Here is a 19,867-nt window from a genome sequence, read left to right as displayed (position 1 = left end):
CGCTTGGCCACCTCGGGGATCGTATCTCGATCCGCTTCGCGCAGAATTCGCACGATCTGCTCGTCACTGTACCGGCTTTTCTTCATACCAACTCCTCGTCTGAGCTGAGGAGCCATTATCTCCAGATCCCTTTGGTACGAAATTTCCCGGGCAGGTCACTAGCCCTAACCTTTAAAAGCCCTGTTCGGACGGGGCTTTTTCATGCGTCCACCAACACGTCCTTCTGCCTTCGGGGACGGCGGTTAACGGCCGTCTATAGCCATTGGTCGTGGCGCCAGATCCGACACTCGAATGTCGCCTCCTTCTTCAGTGCCGGACCTCTGCACGCTATCTTTATCGATGCATCGTGGACGAGTGCGCTAAGGCAACGCACCTGATTTCAGTCAGCAGCTTCTGAGCGGAAGTACGATCACGTCATTGTTCAATCAACGCCTAAAATAGGGTTCGACCGACAAACGAACTGACCCCACCGCACGCGAACGAAAGTAGAATATACGCATACAACAAGGAAGAGGCATCTATGGCGGCCAAAAATCCGCAGTCCCAATCTAAAATGGTTTCGCTATCCATGTTCAATAACAAAGGAGGCGTGGGCAAAACAACGTTGACTTGTAACCTCGCGTCCCTCTTGTCGACAAAATATAACAAACGCGTGCTGGTCGTCGACTGTGACCCTCAGTGCAATTCGACCCAGCTAATTATGGGCGAAGCTTATGCAACCTCGCTGTATTGGGATCATGCCGATACCAATGGAGTAACCACCGTCAAAGAGATCTTGCAAAAAATTGAGGATGGTGACTCTGACATAAACGGGAATATTGTCCCTGTAAAATCAAGCGAAAATAGATTCCACGTGGATTTAATTCCCGGTCATCCTGCCCTGTCAATCGTCGAAGATCGTTTAGGCGCAGCTTGGCATTCGTTGAAAGGCGGCGATCTCGGCGGAATCAGGCAAACCAATTGGAGCACCGCACTGTGTAGAGTAATTCAGCACCGATATGACCTAGTCTTCTTCGACCTAGGGCCAAGTCTCGGAGCGCTAAACCGCAGCATTCTCATTGGTTGTGACCGTTTTGTGACACCCATGGGAACAGACATATTTAGTATTCTTGGCGTTAGAAATATCGGCGAGTGGCTCAAATCGTGGGCCGAACTGTACGAAAACGCCCTGGAGCTTTGTGAAAAAGCAGCACCCAATCGCATTCAAAACTATCCGATTTCGACTTCGCTGCTGATACAGCATGGATTTTCCGGGTACACGCTTCAGCAATATATTACGAAATCGAAGCAAGGGATTCGTCGTCCAACCAAAGCGTATGAAGAAATTATTAATAACGTTCCTGCCGAGGTTGAAAAATCTCTCGGGAATTTTTGGGGTTCAAGAAACGAATTTTCGAGCGCAAAGCTCGGTGACATCCCTCATCTTTACAGTTTGATTCCGTTGGCTCAAACGGTATCGGCGCCGATCATGTCTCTGAGGTCTCAGGACGGACTAGTTGGTTCCCAGTTTCAGCAGCGAGACGAATATGTATCAATATTGACTCGTCTTGCAGACAATCTCATTTCGAACATTAACAGTCCTCTGGTCGCCTAACCTATGGAATGGGATAAATCGTTTGTGGATGAACTGGCCGCTCGGCGCTGTATTGTGTTTATGGGATCGGGAGTGTCCGCCGGTTGTCGAAGCGCCGATGGAACCAAGTCGCCGCCCGACTGGGCCGCTCTGTTGCATCTTTTGCATGCCGCCATGCCGCTAGGAAGCGACAAGAATTTCGCGTTGGAAAAAATTGAAGCCAAAGAATATCTCGACGCTGCGGAAGTTATCTGCTCCCGAGTCAGTGCAGCAGATTTTGCGGCAATAATGCGCGCAGAGTTCATCACACCGAGATACCAAGCTTCTAGTGCGCATAAGTCGATCCTTAAGTTAGACCCAAAGATCGTGGTTACTACAAACTACGACGATATTTATGAAAAATATTGTGCAACGGGTGACGCTTCGGCTGGATACAATGTCTGCCGATATTATGAGACTCATCTAATTAACGACCTTCGCTCGCCGGTCCGGTCTATTATCAAAGCACACGGGTGTGTCACCGACCCATCTAAGGGGGTGCTGACGAAGCATCAGTACTTTAAGGCGCGACAGGAATCGCCGAACTTTTTCAAAATACTCGACGCTCTGTTTATTACTCACACTTTGCTTTTCATTGGGTACAGCCTTAGTGATCCAGACATTCAGCTATTACTGGAAAACACCAATATCACTGCTCCAAGCGCGCATCAGCATTATGCAGTGGTTCCCCAAGGTTCAATGCACGAGGCGCTAAAGTCTGCTGCGACGAAATCATACAACCTGAGATTCGTCGAGTATGGAGGCGATGACCATGAGGAATTTCTTGCTGGACTGGAGGATCTTGCCAATTTAGTAGTAGAAAAGCGCGAAGCCAATCCGACTGCGATTTGACTGCAATTCGCCGACCTGCAGAATTCACTGAAGAGCATCTCGAAACATCGTTTCTCACGAATGCGTAGATGGCGACGTTGCTCAATGACTTACCGCTAGATCCCCATGAGCGAATGGTCAAATGACACTCCACAACCGCCGCTGCCATTGCAGCGCATCGAGCGGCCCCAGCGGGGCGAAAGCCGCCATTAATCGCACCTAAGCGCCTTCGTCACCGCCTGGTCCGAACGACGCGTCACACGGCGCAATTTCCTGCTTTTGCGGAGCACCGCCCCAAAAAGTCAGTAGCCACTATCGGGAAAACCTAAGAAAACTGGCGGAGGCGGTGAGATTCGAACTCACGGAAGGGTTACCCCTTCGCTGGTTTTCAAGACCAGTCCATTAAACCACTCTGGCACGCCTCCGGGGCGTGGCGCACGACCGGGTGTCGTGGCATGCGATGCCGTCTCGTTCGACAGCTTGGGATGCGTGCGGTCCGGGGGAATCGGCGTCGGAATCCCGGCGCAGACCGGTACCGCACGGCAGCCGGCATTATACCCGCTCATCCCGTCCTGTGAAGCCCTCGTTCCCCCCAAATCGCCTCACATCCCGCACAAATCCTCACAACTCACCCACCCACCCCTTGTCTTGTCACCGTCCGGCATGCATCATGCCTGAAGACGTGCGGTGAACGCCCATCGCGTTACCGTACGAGGCCTGACATGACCCGGAGACACCTCATGGATGCCGACACCTCCCGCGACGCCGCCCCGGAGACGTCGAATGACGCCAGCGGCGAACGCGCGACCAACGACGCCCCGACTGCCAAAACATTCTCCTGGCAGATCCCCACCCTCTACAACATCGGTGTCGACGTCTGCGACAAATGGGCCAATGGCTCCAACCGCCTCGCGCTCATCCACGAAAGCGCCGACGGCTCGCACGTGCGACTCACGTTCGACCTCCTCAAACAACTCTCGAACCAACTCGCCAACGAATGGCGCGCCCAAGGCGTCAAGGCCGGCGACCGCATCGGCATCTTCCTGCCACAATCGCCCGCCACGCTCGTCGCCCACGTCGCCGCCTATAAACTCGGCGCCATCGCCGTTCCCCTCTTCACCCTCTTCGGCCCCGAAGCACTCGCCTATCGCCTGCAAAACTCCGGCGCCACCGTGCTCGTCACCGACCTCGCGAGCATCGGCAAGATCGACGACATTCGCGCCGAACTCCCCGACCTGCGCCTCGTCTATGTCGTCCACGACGACCTGCCCGAAGCCCACCATCACGTCACCGACGACGAAGACTGGGGCGTCGCCGAAGACGGTCTGCTCGCACTCTGGCCCGCCATCGCATCGCGCAATTCCCACTTCGAACCCGTCCAGACCCGCGCCGACGCCCCCGCCCTGATCATCTACACCTCCGGTACCACCGGCAAACCCAAAGGCGCACTGCACGCGCACCGCGTCCTGCTCGGCCATCTCCCCGGCGTCGAGACGTCGCACAACGGCTTTCCTCAAGCAGGCGATCTGATCTGGACGCCCGCCGACTGGGCCTGGATCGGCGGCTTGCTCGATGTCCTGCTGCCCGCCCTGCATCACGGCGTGCCCGTGCTCTCGCGACGCTTCGAGAAGTTCGATCCGGTCGCCGCATTCGATCTGATGGCACGCCACGGCGTGCGCAATACCTTCCTGCCACCCACCGCCCTCAAGATGCTGCGCACGGTCGCCTCGCCACGCGAACACTGGCCCCTGCAATTGCGCTCCGTCGCCAGCGGCGGCGAGTCGCTCGGCCCCGAACTGTTGGCATGGGGACGCGAACACCTCGGCGTCGATATCAACGAGTTCTACGGGCAAACCGAGTGCAATATGGTCGTCTCGTCATGCGCCGCAGAATTTCCCGCGTTGCCCGGCGCCATCGGACGCGCCGTTCGCGGTCACGACGTGACCATCGTCGACGACGACGGCACGCCCCTGCCCATGGGCACCGTCGGCAATATCGCCATCGCAAAACCCAATCCAGTCATGTTCCTCGGCTATTGGCACAACCCGGACGCGACAATGGACAAGTATCGCGGTGACTTCCTGCTCACAGGTGACTCGGGATTCATGGACGAGCAGGGGTACATCACCTTCACCGGCCGCTCGGACGACGTCATTACCAGCGCCGGTTACCGCATCGGTCCCGGACCCATCGAAGACTGTCTGCTCCGGCACCCGTCCGTCCAGTTCGCGGCCGTCATCGGCGAGCCCGATGCATTGCGTACCGAAATCGTGAAGGCGTTCGTGGTGCTGCGCGAAGGGTACGAACCGTCCGATATCCTCGCCAAGGAAATTCAGGATTTCGTGAAACGCCGGCTCGCCGCGCATGAGTATCCGCGCAAGGTCGTCTTTCTCCCGGAACTGCCGATGACCGTCACCGGCAAGATCGTTCGCAAAGCGCTGCGGGAAATGGGCCCCATGCAGGGATGATCCCACCCGCCCCGGCCGTTCGAGCCGGGCAGGGCGCAGCGGCAGGCGCATCGCGCTGACGTGCCTCTCGCCTGCCTCTGTCCACTGCCGCTCGGGCGCAAAGGTACAAAGGCGCAAAGGCAATGTCAGTCAATCACTTCGCGTCGCGCTCGAGAAACATCGCCTGAAGGTCGTTCAGGAAACGCTGTCCCAGCTCAGTGGGCGCAATGCGCAGCGGATCGTCCACGAGCAGTCCCTTCTCTACACCCGTGGCAAGTGCCTTGGCAATTTTCGCCATCGGCAACCCAACGCGATCCGCGAAAAGCTCGCTCTTCACGCCATGGGTCAGCCGCAACGCATTGAGCATGAACTCGAACGGTAAATCGCGCGGCTCGACCTCTCGCTCCTCCTGGATCGCGTTGCCCGCCGCTGCCGCCTCCATAAACCGCTGCGGATGCTTGTGCCGGACTTGTCGCAGCACGCGGTGCGGAAACGAAATCTTGCTGTGCGCGCCCGCACCGATACCGAGATAGTCGCCAAACTCCCAATAATTCACGTTGTGCTTCGCGCGTCGATGCGGCGTTGCATACGCCGACACCTCGTAATGCTCATAGCCCGCCAATGCCGTGCGCTCGGCAATCCAGTCCTGCATGTCGGCCGCCGTGTCGTCGTCAGGCACGGTCGGCGGATACTTGTGAAACTGCGTATTCGGTTCGAGCGTGAGGTGATACAGCGACAAATGCGGCGGGGCGAACGACAGCGCAGTCTCCACGTCCTGCCGACACTGTGCCAACGTCTGGTTCGGCAGCGCGAACATCAGGTCGAGGTTGAAGTTGTCGAAGTTGGCCTGCGCGATCTCGATCGCATGACGCGCTTCGTCACCGTCGTGAATGCGTCCAAGTGCTTTCAGATGCTCGCTGTTGAAGCTCTGAATGCCGATCGACAGCCGGTTGATGCCGCTCGCACGAAAGCTCCGGAACTTGTCTGCCTCGAACGTGCCGGGGTTCGCCTCCATCGTGATTTCCGCGTCGGCGTCCAGCGGCAGCAGGGCGCGCAAATCCGAGAGCAGTCGGTCCAGTCCGGCAGCCGACAATAAACTCGGCGTGCCGCCGCCAATGAAGACGGTGTGCACCGGACGTCCCCACACCAACGGCAAAGCCTGCTCCAGATCCTGACGCAACGCATCGAGATAGGCCTGCTCGGGGAACGCCTGCGCGCCGCCGTCGCCACGCCACTCGTGCGAGTTGAAGTCGCAATAGGGACACTTGCGCACGCACCACGGAAAGTGCACGTACAACGACATCGGCGGCAGCGCCGGCAAACTGATCGTGCCGGGCCGCAGGAAATTCTGCACGGGGAGCGCTGACCGAATCATTCCGCTCACGCCTCCCGGCCCAGCTTCTCGAGCAGCACGCGCAGGGCGCGCGCTCGGTGGCTATGCACGTTCTTCACCGCAGGATCGAGCTCGGCAGCCGTTTGATTCAACGAGCGAATCAGAAAGTGCGGATCGTAGCCAAAGCCGTGCGCGCCGCGCGCCGTGTCGACAATCTCGCCATCCCAACGGCCTTCGGCAATGATCGGCTGCGGATCTTCGGCATGACGCACCAACACCAGCGCGGCGAAATAATAGGCGTCGCGATAGCCAGCGGTGTCGGCGTGCTGCGCGAGTTGCTCGATCAGATGACGGTTGTTCGCCGCATCGGACTTCTCGCGCCCGGCGCGTGCCGCGTAGCGCGCGGAATACACACCCGGCGCACCGCCGAGTACCGGCACGCACAGGCCCGAGTCGTCCGCCAACGCGGGCAGCCCCGTCGCCGCCGACGCGTGACGCGCCTTCGCCAGCGCATTCTCGATGAAGGTCACATGCGGCTCTTCCGCCTCATGCACGCCAAGCATGCCCTGCGGCACCAGCTCGATGCCGAGCGGCTCGAACATCGACGCGAACTCGCGAAGCTTGCCCGGGTTGTTCGACGCCAGCACGATCTTCTGCATGACCATCGTTACACCCCCAGCGCGCGCTTCTGTTCGTCGATCAACGCGCGAATGCCGGCATCGGCCAGATCGAGCAACACATTGCTCTGCGCACGCGTGAACGGCTCGCCTTCCGCCGTGCCCTGAATCTCGACGAAGCCGCCTTCGCTCGTCATGATGACGTTCATGTCGGTATCGCACGCGGAATCTTCGACATAGTTCAGATCGAGCACCGGCTGGCCTTGGTACAACCCGACCGAGACAGCGGCGACGTGCGCACGAATGGGCGACGATTCGAGTTTGCCCTCGGCAATGAGCTTCGAGACCGCATCGTGCGCCGCAACGAATGCGCCCGTGATAGACGCGCAACGCGTGCCGCCGTCCGCCTGAATGACGTCGCAGTCGATTTGGATCGTGCGCGGGCCGAACTTCTCCAGATCGAACACGGCGCGCAGCGAACGGCCGATCAAGCGCTGTATCTCCTGCGTGCGCCCACTCTGTTTGCCGCGCGCGGCTTCACGATCACCACGCGTGTGCGTGGCGCGCGGCAGCATGCCGTATTCGGCCGTGAGCCAGCCCTGGCCGGAATCGCGCAGGAAACCAGGTACTTTTTCTTCAACGCTGGCGGTGCAGATGACCTTGGTCTCGCCGCATTCGATCAACACGGAACCTTCAGCGTAGCGGGTGTATTGGCGGGTGATGCGCACGGGCCGCAATGCGTCGTGCGCACGGCCGTCCGGGCGGGGGATTTGCGTCATGGATGAGTGTCCTGCGAGGTGAATGGATGCAGCAATACCCGAATGGTATCGCTAAACGCCCCAGGCTTGGCGGCACTGGCCCGGCGCCACCAAGCCGAATCGGGAGCCTCGGGCCGGAAAATGCGATAATCGCGTTTCATCCATGCATGCAATACCGGCTGCTGCATCGCCCGCTGAAACACCCTCGCGAGGCTGTGGTACCGGTCACCCCGATGAAAGACAACAATATCTACAGTATGACCGGCTACGCCAGCGTCACGCGCGACATTGCGCATGCCGATGGGGCCGCAGGCGCGAGCGTGTCGGTCGAGTTGCGTACGGTCAATTCGCGCTTCCTCGATCTGGCATTCCGCATGCCAGAAGAAGCCCGTGCCTGCGAACCGGTGCTGCGCGAAGCGCTTACCGGCAAGCTCTCGCGCGGCAAGGTCGACATTCGCATCAACATACAACGTCCGGAGAGCGGCGCGAGCGGTGCGCTCAATCCCGACGCGGTCAAACGACTCGCCGAACTCGAACAACAAGTGCTCGCGCTCTTTCCTGACGCCGAGCGCATGCGCACCGGCGAAATCCTGCGCTGGCCGGGCGTGCTCGGCGAGGAGTCGGTGACGGCCGACGCGCTGCGTGACGCCGTGATCGATGCCGGACGCGCCGCCATCGGCGATCTCGTCGACGTACGCAAGCGCGAGGGCGCGCAGCTCAAGGCAAGCCTCATCGAACGCATCGAGAACATGGAGAAGATCCTCTCGGGCCTACAGCCGCTGGTGCCGGAGCTGATCGCACGCCATCAACAGAAGATCGTCGATCGGCTTCTGGAAGCGCTGGGTCTCGTGGTGCCGGAGGGTTCGGTCGCGCCGGGCAAGGACGAAATCGCCGAGCGTATTCGTCAGGAAGTGACGATTTACGGGGTGCGTATCGACGTTGCCGAGGAACTCACACGGCTCGACGCCCACCTGAAGGAAACCCGCCATGTCCTCGACAAGGGGGGATTGGTCGGCAAACGGCTGGACTTCATGATGCAGGAGCTCAATCGCGAAGCGAACACGCTCGGCTCGAAAGCCGCCTCGAAGGAACTCGCCGATGCCTCGATGGCGCTCAAGCTCTACATCGAGCAGATGCGTGAGCAAGTGCAGAATCTGGAGTAAGTCGCATGTCCTCGCAATCGCAAGTCCCGCCAACCGCCCTTCATGCCGAGTATCCCGGCAACCTGTTTATGGTGGTCGCCCCCTCGGGCGCGGGCAAATCCACGCTCGTCAACGCACTGCTCGCGCAGGATAACGACGTTCGCCTGTCGATCTCGTGCACCACGCGCGCGCCGCGTCAGAACGAAGAAGAGGGCGTGCATTACCACTTCATTTCCGTGGATCAGTTTCTGGCGCGAAGAAAGCGCGGCGAATTCCTGGAAAGTGCGGAAGTTCACGGTAACTATTACGGCACGTCGCGCGTGTGGATCGAGGACCAGATGCGCGAAGGTCGCGATGTGCTGCTCGAGATCGATTGGCAGGGCGCGCAGCAGGTTCGCAAGCGCTTTTCGAATGCGGTCGGCATCTTCATTCTGCCGCCGTCCATCGCCGCGCTGGAGGAGCGCCTGAAGAAGCGCGGCACGGACGAGCCCAACGTGATCGCGCGACGCTTGCTGGCGGCCGGCGGAGAAATCGCACACGCACCCGAAGCGGATTTCATCATCATCAACGACGAATTCCAGCGGGCGCTCGATCAACTGCAATCGGTCTTCACCGCAGTCCGTCTGCGCTTCGCCTCGCAGTACGCCCGGCACAAGACGCTGTTCACCGACCTCGATATTCACGCACCGAACGATCAGCAGTAGACACCCTCGCGTTCGCGCGCCGCGCTCGTGTTTTGGGCGAGCGTGCGCCGGCTGCGATAGAATATGCCTCATATCAAGAAGGAACCCCCTTATGGCCCGTATTACCGTTGAAGATTGCCTGAAAAGAATTCCGAATCGCTTCGAGCTGGCACTCGCCGCGACCTACCGCGCTCGACAACTGGCGCAAGGTCACACGCCGAAGCTCGAGAACAACAAGGACAAGCCAACTGTCATCGCGCTGCGCGAAATCGCTGCGGGGCAGGTCGGCATCGAGATGCTCAAGAAAGTGCCGCTCTGATCGGGAGACAGCACTGATGCGATGTGACGTTCCGGGCCGCTCGACGATGCAGGTACACGTATGAGTCATGCGAAATCACCGGCCGCGTCCATCGCTGCGGATGAACCCAAAGCGGGGGAGCCCAAGCCCGAGCGCAAGAAGAAGAAGGGCGAAAGCGCCACGCGGCAATACATCGACGCACTGCTGGAGCAGTCGTATCGGCACCTCTTCGGTCCGACGGCAACGCCTGAGCAGCCGCGCAAGCCCGAGGTCGTCTCGATCGCCCGTCTGAAGGGCATGCTTGGGGAGTACCTCAAGGAAAACGACCTCGCGCAAATCAAGGAAGCATTCCAGTTCAGCGACGAGGCCCACCTGGGCCAGTATCGCCAGAGCGGACAGCCCTACATTACCCATCCCGTCGCCGTTGCCGAGATCTGTGCCGAGTGGAAGCTCGATGCGCAGTCGATCATGGCCGCCCTGCTGCACGACGTGATGGAAGACCAGGGCGTGACCAAGGCCGAGCTCGCCGAGCGATTCGGCCCAAAGGTCGCGGAACTGGTCGACGGCCTGTCGAAACTCGACAAGATGGAGTTTCGCAGCCGGGAAGAGGCGCAGGCCGAGAGCTTTCGCAAGATGCTGCTCGCCATGTCGCGCGACGTTCGCGTCATTCTCGTCAAGCTCGCCGACCGCCTGCACAACATGCGCACGCTGGGCGTCACCTCGACGGAGAAACAACGCCGAGTGGCACGCGAGACGCTCGACATCTACGCGCCCATCGCTCACCGTCTCGGACTGAACAATACCTATCGCGAACTCCAGGACCTGAGTTTCGCGAATTACCATCCGCGTCGCCACGCCGTGCTCGACAAGGCGGTGAGGGCTGCACGCGGCAACCGTCGTGAAGTGGTCGGCAAGATTCTCGACGCCGTCGAGAAGGCGCTGACCGAGGGCGGCGTGAGCGCCGATGTCTTCGGCCGCGAAAAGACGCTCTTCAGCATCTACAACAAGATGCAGGAGAAACAACTGTCGTTCTCGCAGGTGCTCGACGTCTACGGCTTCCGTGTCGTCGTCGAGTCGAACGCGCAGTGCTACCTGGCGCTCGGCGTGTTGCACGCGCTCTACAAGCCGGTACCGGGCAAGTTCAAGGACTACATTGCCATCCCGAAGGTCAACGGGTATCAGTCGCTGCATACGACACTCGTTGGCCCGTTCGGCACCCCCATCGAATTCCAGATTCGCACGCGCCGCATGCATGAGATTGCGGAAGCGGGCGTGGCCGCGCACTGGCTCTACAAGAACGGTGGCGCCGACATGAACGATGTGCAGAAGCACGCGCATCAATGGCTGCAGTCGCTGCTCGACATTCAGAGCGAGACCGGCGATTCGACCGAGTTTCTCGAACACGTCAAGATCGACCTGTTCCCCGACGCCGTCTACGTTTTCACGCCCAAGGCGCGCATCATGGCGCTGCCGCGCGGTGCCACCGCGCTCGACTTCGCCTATTCGGTCCACAGCGATCTCGGCAATCAGTGTGTCGCCGTCAAAATCAACAACGAGCTGCTGCCACTGCGCACCGAGCTGAAGAACGGCGACATCGTCGAAGTCATCACGGCGCCATACTCCAAGCCGAATCCCGTCTGGCTCGGCTTCGTGCGGACCGGCAAAGCGCGCTCGGCCATTCGTCATTACCTCAAGACGATGCGCTTTGCCGAGTCGGTGCAACTCGGCGAGCGTCTGGTGGAGCAAGCGCTCAAGGGCTACGGTCTGACGATGGGCGACATTGCACCCGAGATCTGGGACAAGCTCGCACAGTGGACCGGCAACAAGGATCGGCAGGATATCTTCGCCGACATCGGGTTGGGCCGTCGCGTGCCGGCCGTCATGGCCAAGCGTCTCGCAGTGCTCTCGTCGGGCAAGGAAAGCGAGAACGATACCGACAGCCCGGACGACACCGATTCCCCGCGTACCGGCGAAGAAAGTGTGGGGCCGCCGGTGCTCATCACCGGCACGGAAGGGATGTCGGTGCAATTCTCGGCGTGCTGCCGCCCGATTCCTGGCGATGCGATCATGGGCTACATCGGCATTGGACTGGGCATGGCGATCCACACGACCGATTGCCCGGTCGCGCGCCGTATCCACCGCAAGGATCCCACCCGCTGGATCGACGTCGCATGGGCAACGCAACCGGGGCGCCTGTTCGATGTGGGCATCAAGGTGCTCGTGCGCCACAACCGTGGCGTGTTCTCGCGGGTGGCCGCCGACATTACCGCGTCGGACGCGAACATCGTGCACATTGGCATGGATGAAGTGGTGCCGGACGAATCGGCAACCCTGCGCTTCCTGATCCAGGTCAGCGATCGTGTGCATCTGGCCAACGTGATGCGCCGTATCCGCGTGAATCCGGACGTCATGCGCGTAGCGCGCGAGCGTCATCAAGACGCGCTCCATGCCAATCACGCCATGCGCATTGCGCGAGAGCGCGGCAACTACTGACGCACCGGACAGCGCCCCAGCATTGTGCGGGGCGCGCCCGCGCCCCTATCGGGATAAGCGCGAGCGGGCGCGATCGTCATGCCGACGGCGGGTAGTGCACGTCGAGAATCTCAATCTGTTCGAGCCCGGCCGGCGTGCGCAGCGGCACCGTGTCGCCGACCTTCGCTTTGGTGATCGCACGGGCGATAGGCGAAATCCAACTGACATGCCCCCGGTCGAGATCGACCTCGTCGATGCCGACGATCATGATCGTATGCGACTCGCCCTTGCCATCGGCATACGTCACTTCCGCACCGAAGAACACCTGATCGACGTTTTCCTGCCGACGCGTGTCGACGACCTCGGCATTATCGAGGCGTCGCGTGAGAAAGCGGATACGTCTGTCGATTTCGCGCAAACGCCGCTTGCCGTAGATGTAGTCGCCGTTCTCGGAGCGGTCGCCGTTCGATGCCGCCCACGACACGACCTTCACGACTTCCGGGCGCTGATTGTCGATGAGATCGAGCAATTCGTCCTTCAGCCGCTGATAGCCGGTAGGTGTGATGTAGTTCTTTGCGCCCGCGGGAATTTCCGGGGCACCGGCGTCGAGATCATCATCGTCGTCGCCGCTGTCTTCCTTGACGAAGGCCTTGTTCATAGGTCGATGCACGCGACGCGCGCGTGCGGGGAGCGTTTGAGGATCTCTGCATTATAGGAGCGATGTGTATCGATCAGGTGCACGGGCACCCATCGCTGTCCGGCGATCATGCTCAGGTGTCATGGAGCGTGCCGGCAATGTCCTCTACAATCGGCTCACATCCGCCCCATTTGAACGCAGGAGAACCGCACATGACCGATTCCACAAGCCCCTTCCTTGCCGTGCTCAAACCGCATTTGAGCGATATCGGTGCCTTCACCGTGCAGCGCAGTCTGCCCAGTCTGCCCATCAAGACGGTGGGGCCGTTCATTTTTTTCGACCACATGGGGCCGGCTACGCTTGCGCCGGGGCAGGGGATGGACGTTCGCCCGCATCCGCACATCGGGCTTGCGACTGTCACGTATCTGTTCGATGGGGAAATCTGGCACCGCGACAGTCTGGGCAGTGACCAGCGCATCACACCGGGCGCGGTGAACTGGATGACGGCGGGGCGCGGCATCGTGCACTCCGAGCGCACGCCGGATGACGTGCGCGAGCGCGGCGGCGCCGTGCACGGCATCCAGACGTGGGTCGCGCTGCCGCAGGCCGACGAAGAGACCGAGCCGACGTTTGCGCATCACGCCGCGTCGTCGCTGCCGGACATTTTCCTGCCCGGCGTGCACATGCGCCTGATTCTCGGTGAGGCCTTTGGGGAAAAGGCGCCGGTGAAGGTGTTCTCGCCGATTTTTTATCTGGCCGTCGAGATGGAGGCATGCGCGGCGTTTGTGTTGCCGCCCGAGTATGCGCAGCGCGCGGTCTACACGGTGCAAGGCGAGGTCACGGTGAACGACGAGCTGTTGCCCGAACACCGCATGGGTGTGCTCGCACCGGACGCAGACATGCGCATCGTGGCCGGGAACAAGCCGGCGCGTCTGATGCTGCTTGGCGGTGCGCCGCTCGATGGCGAGCGCTTCATCTTCTGGAACTTCGTGTCGTCGAGCCGCGAGCGCATCGAACAGGCCAAGGCGGCCTGGACGGCCCAGCAAATGGGTAAAGTGCCAGGGGAGACGGAGTGGATTGCGCTGCCTGAGCGTAAGCCGTCAGCGAATTGAGGCTCGCGCGAGCGCTTCGGCGCCCGTTGCTGAAGCGCCCGGCAGCGGGTTTGCCACGCGGGGCTCGGGCGCCGACGCACGACGCCCTCAGGCACTCAGGCATTCAGGCATTCAGGCACTCAGTACGATGACCGAGCAGCGGCGGGCTTCGAGCAAGCGGTGAGAGAGTGCGCCGAAGTTGAGACGGTCGCCGAAACGCGGTTGCACGCCGAGCACGAGCAGATTGTGCTTGCCGTGTTCGATCTGCTGCAACACGGCTTCGTCGACCTTGCCGCGCGCAAGCAGGAGCGTACGAAGCTCGACTTTGTTACGCTCGGCCAGCGCCTGCAGATTGTCCATCATGGCGGCTTCGGCAGCGTCCGGGCGCAGCACCTGGGGGCGCCAACGCCGATGCAGCACGCCGGGTCCGACCCGGGCCGAGACGTGGAGCGCCGTGACCGGTGCATTCGCCGCTCGTGCAAGCGTGATTGCAAACTCGACCGCGTGCCGTGAATAGTGGGTGCCCGAGACCGGCACGAGAATGTCGAGCGGTGCGTCGGGCTGACTGGCATGTTCGCCGTGAGCCAGCACAATGGCGATGGCGCCGTCGAACGCTTTGGTGAGCGTCAGCACGCCTTTGGGCAGCGGCAATGGGGGAACGTCGGAATCCGACTCCTCGCCTGGGGCATCGAATCCAGCGATGACGAAGCCGTAGCCCTTGGCGATTTCGTCGGAGATGCGGGTGGCTTCGTGACTGCGGTCGGTTTGCGACGCGTCTTGACTGCGTGCAGCATCGGACGGATCGCTCGCGATGAAATTCCCTTCCTCGGTTGCCTCGCTCACTCGCTTGCTGTCGTGGGCTTCCCCCACGGGGTCACGCTGCGGGGCTTCGGCGTCGGGCGCATCCGGTGAATCTGACGGCGCCTCCTCCGGTTTGCCCGCTTTCACCGGCCCGTGCGGCAGTTCCGGTGTTTTTTGCGGCGGTTTGCCGGTACGCTCGCGAAGGACGAGGCGCGCAGCTTCCCCTGCATTGTCAGACCCCGTGTCGTCTTCGACCCCCGGTGTGCCCGGCGCACGCGGCACCGCCAGCTTGGCGGCGGCGAGTGCGATTTCAAACGCGTCGCGCCCGGCGCCTTCGCGCCCCGTGTCGGCCGCGGACGTGTCGCTCCCGCCTGGCCTGACGGGGGTGTGCGCCCGTTCGCTGACGTGGCGCGCAGCCTTGTCGTCGTCCGACTTGGCCGGCGCGGGGGCAAGTACGGTCGTCAGCGTGCCGCGCACGCCGGCCGTCAGCCCGGCGATCCATGCAGCGAAGCGCCCGTTGGCGCTGCCGTCCACAGCGGCCAGAATGCGCTCGACGTTCGGCAGGAAGTCCTTTGCTTCGGCCGCTTCCTTTTCGAGCCGGGCCCGCTCCTGCGCCGAGAGCGGTATGCGCACGAGCGCGCGACGCAGCACAGGTGGCATGACGAGCGTGGTGGCAAGCGCCATGATGACGATCATCGTGAACAGATCGGTGCTGAGCACGCCGAGCGACAGCCCGATGCTCGCCACAATGATCTCGGTGGAGCCGCGCGCGTTCATGCCTGTGGCGAGCGCCAGAGCTTCCGCCGAGGACATGCCGCCGAGGCGCCCGCCGATGAAGCCGCCGGTGAATTTGCCGACGCTCGCGATCAGGATCAATCCGGCAACGAGTCCGAGCATGCGCCAGTCGAACAGAATCGTCATATCGACCGACAGGCCTGCAACGCCGAAAAACACGGGCGCGAACAGGGCTACGATCAACCCGCGTAGCTGTGCCTCGATCTGTTCGGTAAGAATGGGCGACTGTCCTATCATGACACCCGCCATGAACGCGCCCAGCGCGGTATGCACGCCGAGCCTGTCGGTCGCAAGCGCCAGCACGAACGTGATGACGAGTATCGTGCTGAGCACGGGCATCTCGACGGTGAAGCGGTCGTTGGTCCACCGAATCGCCACGGCCACGGCACGTTTGCCCACGGTGAAGCACAGCACGATGAACAGCAACGTGCCCCCAAGGCTGAAGGTCAGCCGGCCGAGATCGATCGAGCCGCTCGCTCCCAGACCGGCAATGGCGGCGATGATGATCCAGCCGGTGGTGTCGTCGAGAATGGCGGCCGCCAGGATGACCTGGCCGATATTGCGGCGCAGATAGTCGACTTCGCGAATGACCATCGCCACGACTTTGACTGACGAAATGGACAGCGCGGTCCCGAGGAAGAGGGCGGTGACCAGCCTGGCCTCGGGGTGCGGCAGCAGATTGTCGGGCAGGTGCCAGCCGAGCGCGAAGCCGCACGCGAACGGAATCACCATGCCGCCGGCCGACGCGAAGATCGCCATTCGCTTCATGCGGCGAACGAGACCCAGATCGGTTTCGAGCCCGGTGGAGAGCAGCAACAGCAGCACGCCCAGCTCGGCGACGGCGTCGAGCATCTTTTTCTGCGCGTCGGTATCGGGGAAGATGGCGTGTTGCCAGGCGGGCAGCAGCGCGCCGAAAACGGAGGGGCCGAGCAACACGCCGGCCAGCAACTGCCCCATGACGGCCGGCTGGCGCAGACGTTGCATCAGCTCGCCGAGCAGGCGGCCGACAAGCACCAACAGGAGCAGTTGCGTGAAGAAGATTGCCGTGCCGTGGCCTGCGTGCATGTGCCTCCCTGTGTGTCGTGGGACGGCGCGCGGCCGAGGCGGGAACCCTGGGCGCTGAAGTGCGTCCGTACCGATTTGCCCAGTTTTGCGATTACCATGCTTCAAGCGGGCGGCTGTATTCGATGAGTGACGGCCGCTGTTCACGCAATTTACCACGCTAGGTAGGACCTATGATCGATACCCATTTCGCCAGTTTCGATGCCGATGTGCTGGCCGTCTCGCATCAGGTGCCGGTACTGGCCGACTTCTGGGCGCCCTGGTGCGGCCCGTGCAATGTGCTTGGGCCGTTGCTCGAGAAGCTCGAAGCGCAAGCGCAGGGGCGTATCCGGCTCGTGAAGATCAATGCCGACGAGAACGCGCAGCTTTGCGCGGAGTACGGCGTACGAAGCCTGCCGACGGTGGTGGCTTTCGTCGATGGCGCGCCGGTCGACCAGTTCGTGGGCGCATTGCCCGAGGGGCAGCTACGCGCGTTTATTGACGAGATCGTTCCGAATCCGGCGGAGATGGCACGCCGCGTGGCGCGCGAGGCGCTGGTCGAGGGTCAGCCGGCGATCGCTCGCGACGCGCTGCAGGCCGCGCTTGCGCTCGATCCTGCGCATGACGATGTGCGCCTCGATCTGGCCGACGTGCTGCTCGGCATGGGTGATGTCGAGGGGGCACGCGCCGAACTGGCGCTGCTCTCGCCGCGCACCGCAGCCAGTGGCGATGCTCGCCTGGCCGCGCTCAATACGCGCCTTGCTGCTGCCGAGCAGGCAAGCCATCTACCGCCCGCGCAGGCGCTGCTTGCGCGCGTGCAAGCCGATCCCGGCAATCTGCAAGCGCGGCTCGACCTGGCGAATCGCTATCTGGCGGATCGTGCGTACGCGCCGGCTTTGCAGACGCTGCTCGATATCGTGCAGCGCGACCGCACGTTTGGCGATGACGCCGCACGCAAATCGATGCTGGCTATCTTCGACACGCTCTCGGAGACCGATCCCGCCACCGTGGCCGCCTGGCGACGCAAGTTGAGCGCGGCGCTCAATTGAGGGCACCTTTTTTCCCCATTTCTCCTATTTCTCCCATTTTCCACACGCCGATGACTGCTCCCTCTCTGATAACGTTCGCGCCCGCTCAGGCGGGTGAGGCTGTCTTCGACCACCCTGCAGAGGCCCGTCGCGTGAGCGGCAATCCGCAACGCATGACGCGGCCGTTCTACACCGATGCGCTCGGTGAGTTCGACTGCGGCGAATGGACGTGCGAACCCGGCGCGTGGCGTATCGCATTCGGTGCGCATCGCCAGGAATATTTCTCGGTGATCGAGGGGCGCATTCGCATCAGCGATCTGGACGGCAATACCTCGGAGTTTGGGCCGGGCGACGCCTGTGTGATCCCGGCGGGCTTCGAAGGGGTGTTCGAAGTCGTCGAACCGGTGCGAAAGCACTTCGTCATGTTCGAGCGCAGGGCACAGTCATGACGCGCCTCGTGTTCTTCTGCGGTCACGCAGGGGCGGGCAAGACGACGCTGGCCAAGCGTCTGATAGGCCCGCTGATCCGACGCAGCGGCGAAGCGTTCTGCCTGCTGGACAAGGACACGCTCTACGGAGCGTACAGCGCGTCGGTGATGGGGGCGCTGAGCGGCAATCCGAACGACCGGGACAGCCCGCTGTATTTGCAGACGCTGCGTGAGCCGGAGTACGCGGGACTGCTGGAAACGGCCCGCGAGAATCTGCGCCTCGGCGTGAATGTGCTGGTGGTCGCACCGCTCTCGCGCGAGCTGCGCGAGGGGCTGCTGTTCGATCGGGCGTGGCTCGATGTCGATGACGATGTGGGCGTGCACGTCGTTTGGGTCGATCTGGATGAGACGCATGCAAGGGAGCGCATCGTGACTCGGGGGAATCCAAACGATGCGTATAAGCTCGCGCATTGGGACGAGTATCGAATGCGCCGTTTTCTGCCGCCTCCGGCAGCGTTCCCCGGACTCGTGCGCTTCGACAACACGGCACCGACGCCGGACGACGACGAACGTCTGCTGCAGACGCTGCTGGCGCAGACGCGCTGATATCGGAAATATCTGCGTAGGGAATTGTCCGAAAAGGGGTTGGCGTCGGACGAGCGGGGCAGGGGCGTTGCTAATGTGAGGACACTTTCCTCCCTGTCCCCGCGTCGATCATGTTCCTGCCTCTTCGTCCGTTGTCATCGCCTGCGGCCAGTGTCGCGGGCTTCGTACGCAACTTCCCTCGATACGCGCGGATGGTGTGCGCCGGGCTGGCGGTAGTGGTCCCGGTCCTGGCGCACGCGGGCGAACCGCCTGTGCCCGGACTGCCCCGGTTGAGTGCGATCGCCATGCCCGCGACGTTCCCAGATTCGTCGGCCATGCCCGCCAGCGACGCTGCGGCAGCGCAAGCGCCCGCCGACCTGCCTCCCACGATGGCGCGCATTCGCGAGCGCGGACGCATTGTGCTGGGCTATCGGCAAACGGCGGTCCCGTTCTCGTATGTCGACGCGAAGGATCAGCCGATGGGGCTGGCGTGGGCGCTGTGTCAACGCATCCTGCCCGCTTTGCAACGCGAGATGGCGATGCAGACGCTGCGCAGTACCCCAGTGCGCGTGATCGAGCAGATGCGCGGACCCATGATCAAAGGCGATGCCATCGACATCGATTGCGCACCGTCGACGGTGACGGCCGAACGCGAACGTCAGGTCGCCTTCAGTCTTCCTTACTACGCGGCCAACGTTCGCCTCATGGTGCGGCACGGCGCCGGAATCCATTCCATCGACGATATGCGAGGACTGCGGCTCGCCGTCGTGCAAGGCACAACCGCAGAGCGGCTCGTGCGCGCCCAACACGCCCGAACCGGCTTCCAACTCCTGATGGCGCGCGACTACGACGACGCGTTTCGCATGCTCCGTGAACGCCGCGCACAAGCCCTCGCGCTCGACGACATCCTGCTCGAAGGCCTGCGCGCCACCAGCAAGTCGCCCAACACTTTCGAAATCGTCGGCCCACCACTCTCGGATCAACCCGAGTACTACGCACTCGTCCTCCCCAAGGACGACCCAGCATTCAAATCCGTCGTCGACGCCGCACTCGCCGAACTGTTCCGCAACGGTGACATGGCCCAGCTTCAACGACAATGGCTCCAGATCGCCGTGCCACCCTTCGGCCATCAACTGCACATCGATCCGTCGCCAGACGTGCTCGCCCTCTGGAAATCCGGCGGACGTGTGGGTATCGCTCTCCGTAACGCCAACCCCAACCCCCCCCCCCCCCCCCCCCCCCCCCGCGGGGGGGGGGGGGGCGCCCCCC

17 protein-coding genes and 1 tRNA gene are annotated in these 19,867 nt (G+C 62.0%); 12 read left to right on the top strand and 6 right to left on the bottom strand.

Translation table 11 applies throughout. From position 1 onward, the window contains the following. Window positions 1-520 precede the first annotated feature (520 nt). Together ACE3UG_RS21485 and ACE3UG_RS21480 are read left to right on the top strand one after the other, a co-directional pair. A complete protein-coding gene (locus ACE3UG_RS21485; protein ID WP_374627730.1) occupies window positions 521-1,594 on the top strand; it encodes a ParA family protein in 1,074 nt (357 codons plus the stop codon). 3 nt (window positions 1,595-1,597) lie between these two features. Next, complete coding sequence (locus tag ACE3UG_RS21480; RefSeq protein WP_374627728.1) at window positions 1,598-2,464, top strand: SIR2 family protein; 867 nt, start codon at window positions 1,598-1,600, stop codon at window positions 2,462-2,464. A 314-nt stretch (window positions 2,465-2,778) separates the two neighbouring features. Here ACE3UG_RS21480 and ACE3UG_RS21475 read toward each other — a convergent pair. Continuing rightward, window positions 2,779-2,868: transfer RNA gene (locus tag ACE3UG_RS21475), tRNA-Ser, on the bottom strand. Window positions 2,869-3,183: 315 nt separating this feature from the next. Here ACE3UG_RS21475 and ACE3UG_RS21470 point away from each other — a divergent pair. Further along, entirely contained in the window at window positions 3,184-4,911 is a 1,728-nt protein-coding gene (locus tag ACE3UG_RS21470) for an acyl-CoA synthetase (RefSeq protein WP_374627726.1), read from the top strand. Window positions 4,912-5,044: 133 nt separating this feature from the next. Here the strand turns inward: ACE3UG_RS21470 and hemW are convergent, their stop codons facing one another. Genes hemW through rph form a run of 3 tightly spaced genes read right to left on the bottom strand, consistent with a single transcriptional unit; the run spans window position 5,045 to window position 7,619 of the window. Beyond that, window positions 5,045-6,265 carry a radical SAM family heme chaperone HemW gene (hemW, locus tag ACE3UG_RS21465; RefSeq protein WP_374627724.1) on the bottom strand — a complete coding sequence of 407 codons (1,221 nt, stop codon included), beginning with the start codon at window positions 6,263-6,265 and terminating at the stop codon, window positions 5,045-5,047. 5 nt (window positions 6,266-6,270) lie between these two features. After that, a complete protein-coding gene (gene rdgB / locus ACE3UG_RS21460; protein WP_374627722.1) occupies window positions 6,271-6,888 on the bottom strand; it encodes an RdgB/HAM1 family non-canonical purine NTP pyrophosphatase in 618 nt (205 codons plus the stop codon). A 2-nt stretch (window positions 6,889-6,890) separates the two neighbouring features. Further along, window positions 6,891-7,619 carry a ribonuclease PH gene (gene rph / locus ACE3UG_RS21455; protein WP_374627720.1) on the bottom strand — a complete coding sequence of 243 codons (729 nt, stop codon included), beginning with the start codon at window positions 7,617-7,619 and terminating at the stop codon, window positions 6,891-6,893. Window positions 7,620-7,831: 212 nt separating this feature from the next. Here rph and ACE3UG_RS21450 point away from each other — a divergent pair, with 212 nt between their 5' ends. The 4 genes from ACE3UG_RS21450 (at window position 7,832) to ACE3UG_RS21435 (ending at window position 12,214) form a co-directional block, all read left to right on the top strand. Then, the gene (locus ACE3UG_RS21450) at window positions 7,832-8,761 is read left to right on the top strand and encodes a YicC/YloC family endoribonuclease (protein WP_374627718.1); all 930 of its coding nucleotides are present in this window, start codon (window positions 7,832-7,834) and stop codon (window positions 8,759-8,761) included. A 5-nt stretch (window positions 8,762-8,766) separates the two neighbouring features. Continuing rightward, entirely contained in the window at window positions 8,767-9,444 is a 678-nt protein-coding gene (gmk, locus tag ACE3UG_RS21445) for a guanylate kinase (RefSeq protein ID WP_374627716.1), read from the top strand. Window positions 9,445-9,535: 91 nt separating this feature from the next. Further along, window positions 9,536-9,742: a DNA-directed RNA polymerase subunit omega gene (gene rpoZ / locus ACE3UG_RS21440; protein WP_150583938.1), complete on the top strand. Its 207-nt coding sequence runs from the start codon at window positions 9,536-9,538 to the stop codon at window positions 9,740-9,742. Window positions 9,743-9,802: 60 nt separating this feature from the next. Then, the gene (locus ACE3UG_RS21435) at window positions 9,803-12,214 is read left to right on the top strand and encodes a bifunctional (p)ppGpp synthetase/guanosine-3',5'-bis(diphosphate) 3'-pyrophosphohydrolase (protein WP_374627713.1); all 2,412 of its coding nucleotides are present in this window, start codon (window positions 9,803-9,805) and stop codon (window positions 12,212-12,214) included. Between the two features lie 76 nt (window positions 12,215-12,290). On the opposite strand, the gene greB is transcribed toward ACE3UG_RS21435, so the two are convergent. Then, window positions 12,291-12,851 carry a transcription elongation factor GreB gene (gene greB, locus ACE3UG_RS21430; protein ID WP_374627711.1) on the bottom strand — a complete coding sequence of 187 codons (561 nt, stop codon included), beginning with the start codon at window positions 12,849-12,851 and terminating at the stop codon, window positions 12,291-12,293. 191 nt (window positions 12,852-13,042) lie between these two features. On the opposite strand from greB, the gene ACE3UG_RS21425 reads away from it, so the two are divergent. Further along, a complete protein-coding gene (locus tag ACE3UG_RS21425; RefSeq protein WP_374627708.1) occupies window positions 13,043-13,942 on the top strand; it encodes a pirin family protein in 900 nt (299 codons plus the stop codon). 111 nt (window positions 13,943-14,053) lie between these two features. Here the strand turns inward: ACE3UG_RS21425 and ACE3UG_RS21420 are convergent, their stop codons facing one another. After that, a complete protein-coding gene (locus tag ACE3UG_RS21420; RefSeq protein ID WP_374627706.1) occupies window positions 14,054-16,582 on the bottom strand; it encodes a cation:proton antiporter in 2,529 nt (842 codons plus the stop codon). Window positions 16,583-16,755: 173 nt separating this feature from the next. Between ACE3UG_RS21420 and trxA the strand changes: the two genes are divergently transcribed. The 4 genes from trxA to ACE3UG_RS21400 all read left to right on the top strand — a co-directional run. Then, the gene (gene trxA, locus ACE3UG_RS21415) at window positions 16,756-17,607 is read left to right on the top strand and encodes a thioredoxin (RefSeq protein WP_374627732.1); all 852 of its coding nucleotides are present in this window, start codon (window positions 16,756-16,758) and stop codon (window positions 17,605-17,607) included. A gap of 50 nt (window positions 17,608-17,657) precedes the next feature. Next, a complete protein-coding gene (locus tag ACE3UG_RS21410) occupies window positions 17,658-18,035 on the top strand; it encodes a cupin domain-containing protein (RefSeq protein WP_374627704.1) in 378 nt (125 codons plus the stop codon). Next, window positions 18,032-18,619: an AAA family ATPase gene (locus ACE3UG_RS21405; RefSeq protein ID WP_374627702.1), complete on the top strand. Its 588-nt coding sequence runs from the start codon at window positions 18,032-18,034 to the stop codon at window positions 18,617-18,619. The genes ACE3UG_RS21410 and ACE3UG_RS21405 overlap by 4 nt, the downstream gene beginning before the upstream one ends. 110 nt (window positions 18,620-18,729) lie before the next feature. Beyond that, window positions 18,730-19,867 (top strand): amino acid ABC transporter substrate-binding protein (locus tag ACE3UG_RS21400; RefSeq protein WP_374627700.1); only part of this gene is annotated, 1,138 nt, incomplete at its 3' end.

The sequence above is a fragment of the Pandoraea sp. genome (assembly GCF_041919235.1).
Classification (GTDB): Bacteria; Pseudomonadota; Gammaproteobacteria; order Burkholderiales; family Burkholderiaceae; genus Pandoraea.
Note: the sequence above shows the minus strand (reverse complement) of the source record. Positions and strands in the feature narration are given on the sequence as shown.

What these genes read in the sequence shown, in the direction of transcription:
- rph (WP_374627720.1), bottom strand. Translation starts at nt 7,619, where the DNA reads ATGACGCAAATCCCCCGCCCGGACGGCCGTGCGCACGACGCATTGCGG.
- ACE3UG_RS21420 (WP_374627706.1), bottom strand. Translation starts at nt 16,582, where the DNA reads ATGCACGCAGGCCACGGCACGGCAATCTTCTTCACGCAACTGCTCCTG.
- ACE3UG_RS21450 (WP_374627718.1), top strand. Translation starts at nt 7,832, where the DNA reads ATGAAAGACAACAATATCTACAGTATGACCGGCTACGCCAGCGTCACG.
- hemW (WP_374627724.1), bottom strand. Translation starts at nt 6,265, where the DNA reads ATGATTCGGTCAGCGCTCCCCGTGCAGAATTTCCTGCGGCCCGGCACG.
- ACE3UG_RS21410 (WP_374627704.1), top strand. Translation starts at nt 17,658, where the DNA reads ATGACTGCTCCCTCTCTGATAACGTTCGCGCCCGCTCAGGCGGGTGAG.
- greB (WP_374627711.1), bottom strand. Translation starts at nt 12,851, where the DNA reads ATGAACAAGGCCTTCGTCAAGGAAGACAGCGGCGACGACGATGATGAT.
- ACE3UG_RS21405 (WP_374627702.1), top strand. Translation starts at nt 18,032, where the DNA reads ATGACGCGCCTCGTGTTCTTCTGCGGTCACGCAGGGGCGGGCAAGACG.
- ACE3UG_RS21480 (WP_374627728.1), top strand. Translation starts at nt 1,598, where the DNA reads ATGGAATGGGATAAATCGTTTGTGGATGAACTGGCCGCTCGGCGCTGT.
- ACE3UG_RS21425 (WP_374627708.1), top strand. Translation starts at nt 13,043, where the DNA reads ATGACCGATTCCACAAGCCCCTTCCTTGCCGTGCTCAAACCGCATTTG.
- rdgB (WP_374627722.1), bottom strand. Translation starts at nt 6,888, where the DNA reads ATGGTCATGCAGAAGATCGTGCTGGCGTCGAACAACCCGGGCAAGCTT.
- gmk (WP_374627716.1), top strand. Translation starts at nt 8,767, where the DNA reads ATGTCCTCGCAATCGCAAGTCCCGCCAACCGCCCTTCATGCCGAGTAT.
- rpoZ (WP_150583938.1), top strand. Translation starts at nt 9,536, where the DNA reads ATGGCCCGTATTACCGTTGAAGATTGCCTGAAAAGAATTCCGAATCGC.
- ACE3UG_RS21485 (WP_374627730.1), top strand. Translation starts at nt 521, where the DNA reads ATGGCGGCCAAAAATCCGCAGTCCCAATCTAAAATGGTTTCGCTATCC.
- ACE3UG_RS21470 (WP_374627726.1), top strand. Translation starts at nt 3,184, where the DNA reads ATGGATGCCGACACCTCCCGCGACGCCGCCCCGGAGACGTCGAATGAC.
- ACE3UG_RS21435 (WP_374627713.1), top strand. Translation starts at nt 9,803, where the DNA reads ATGAGTCATGCGAAATCACCGGCCGCGTCCATCGCTGCGGATGAACCC.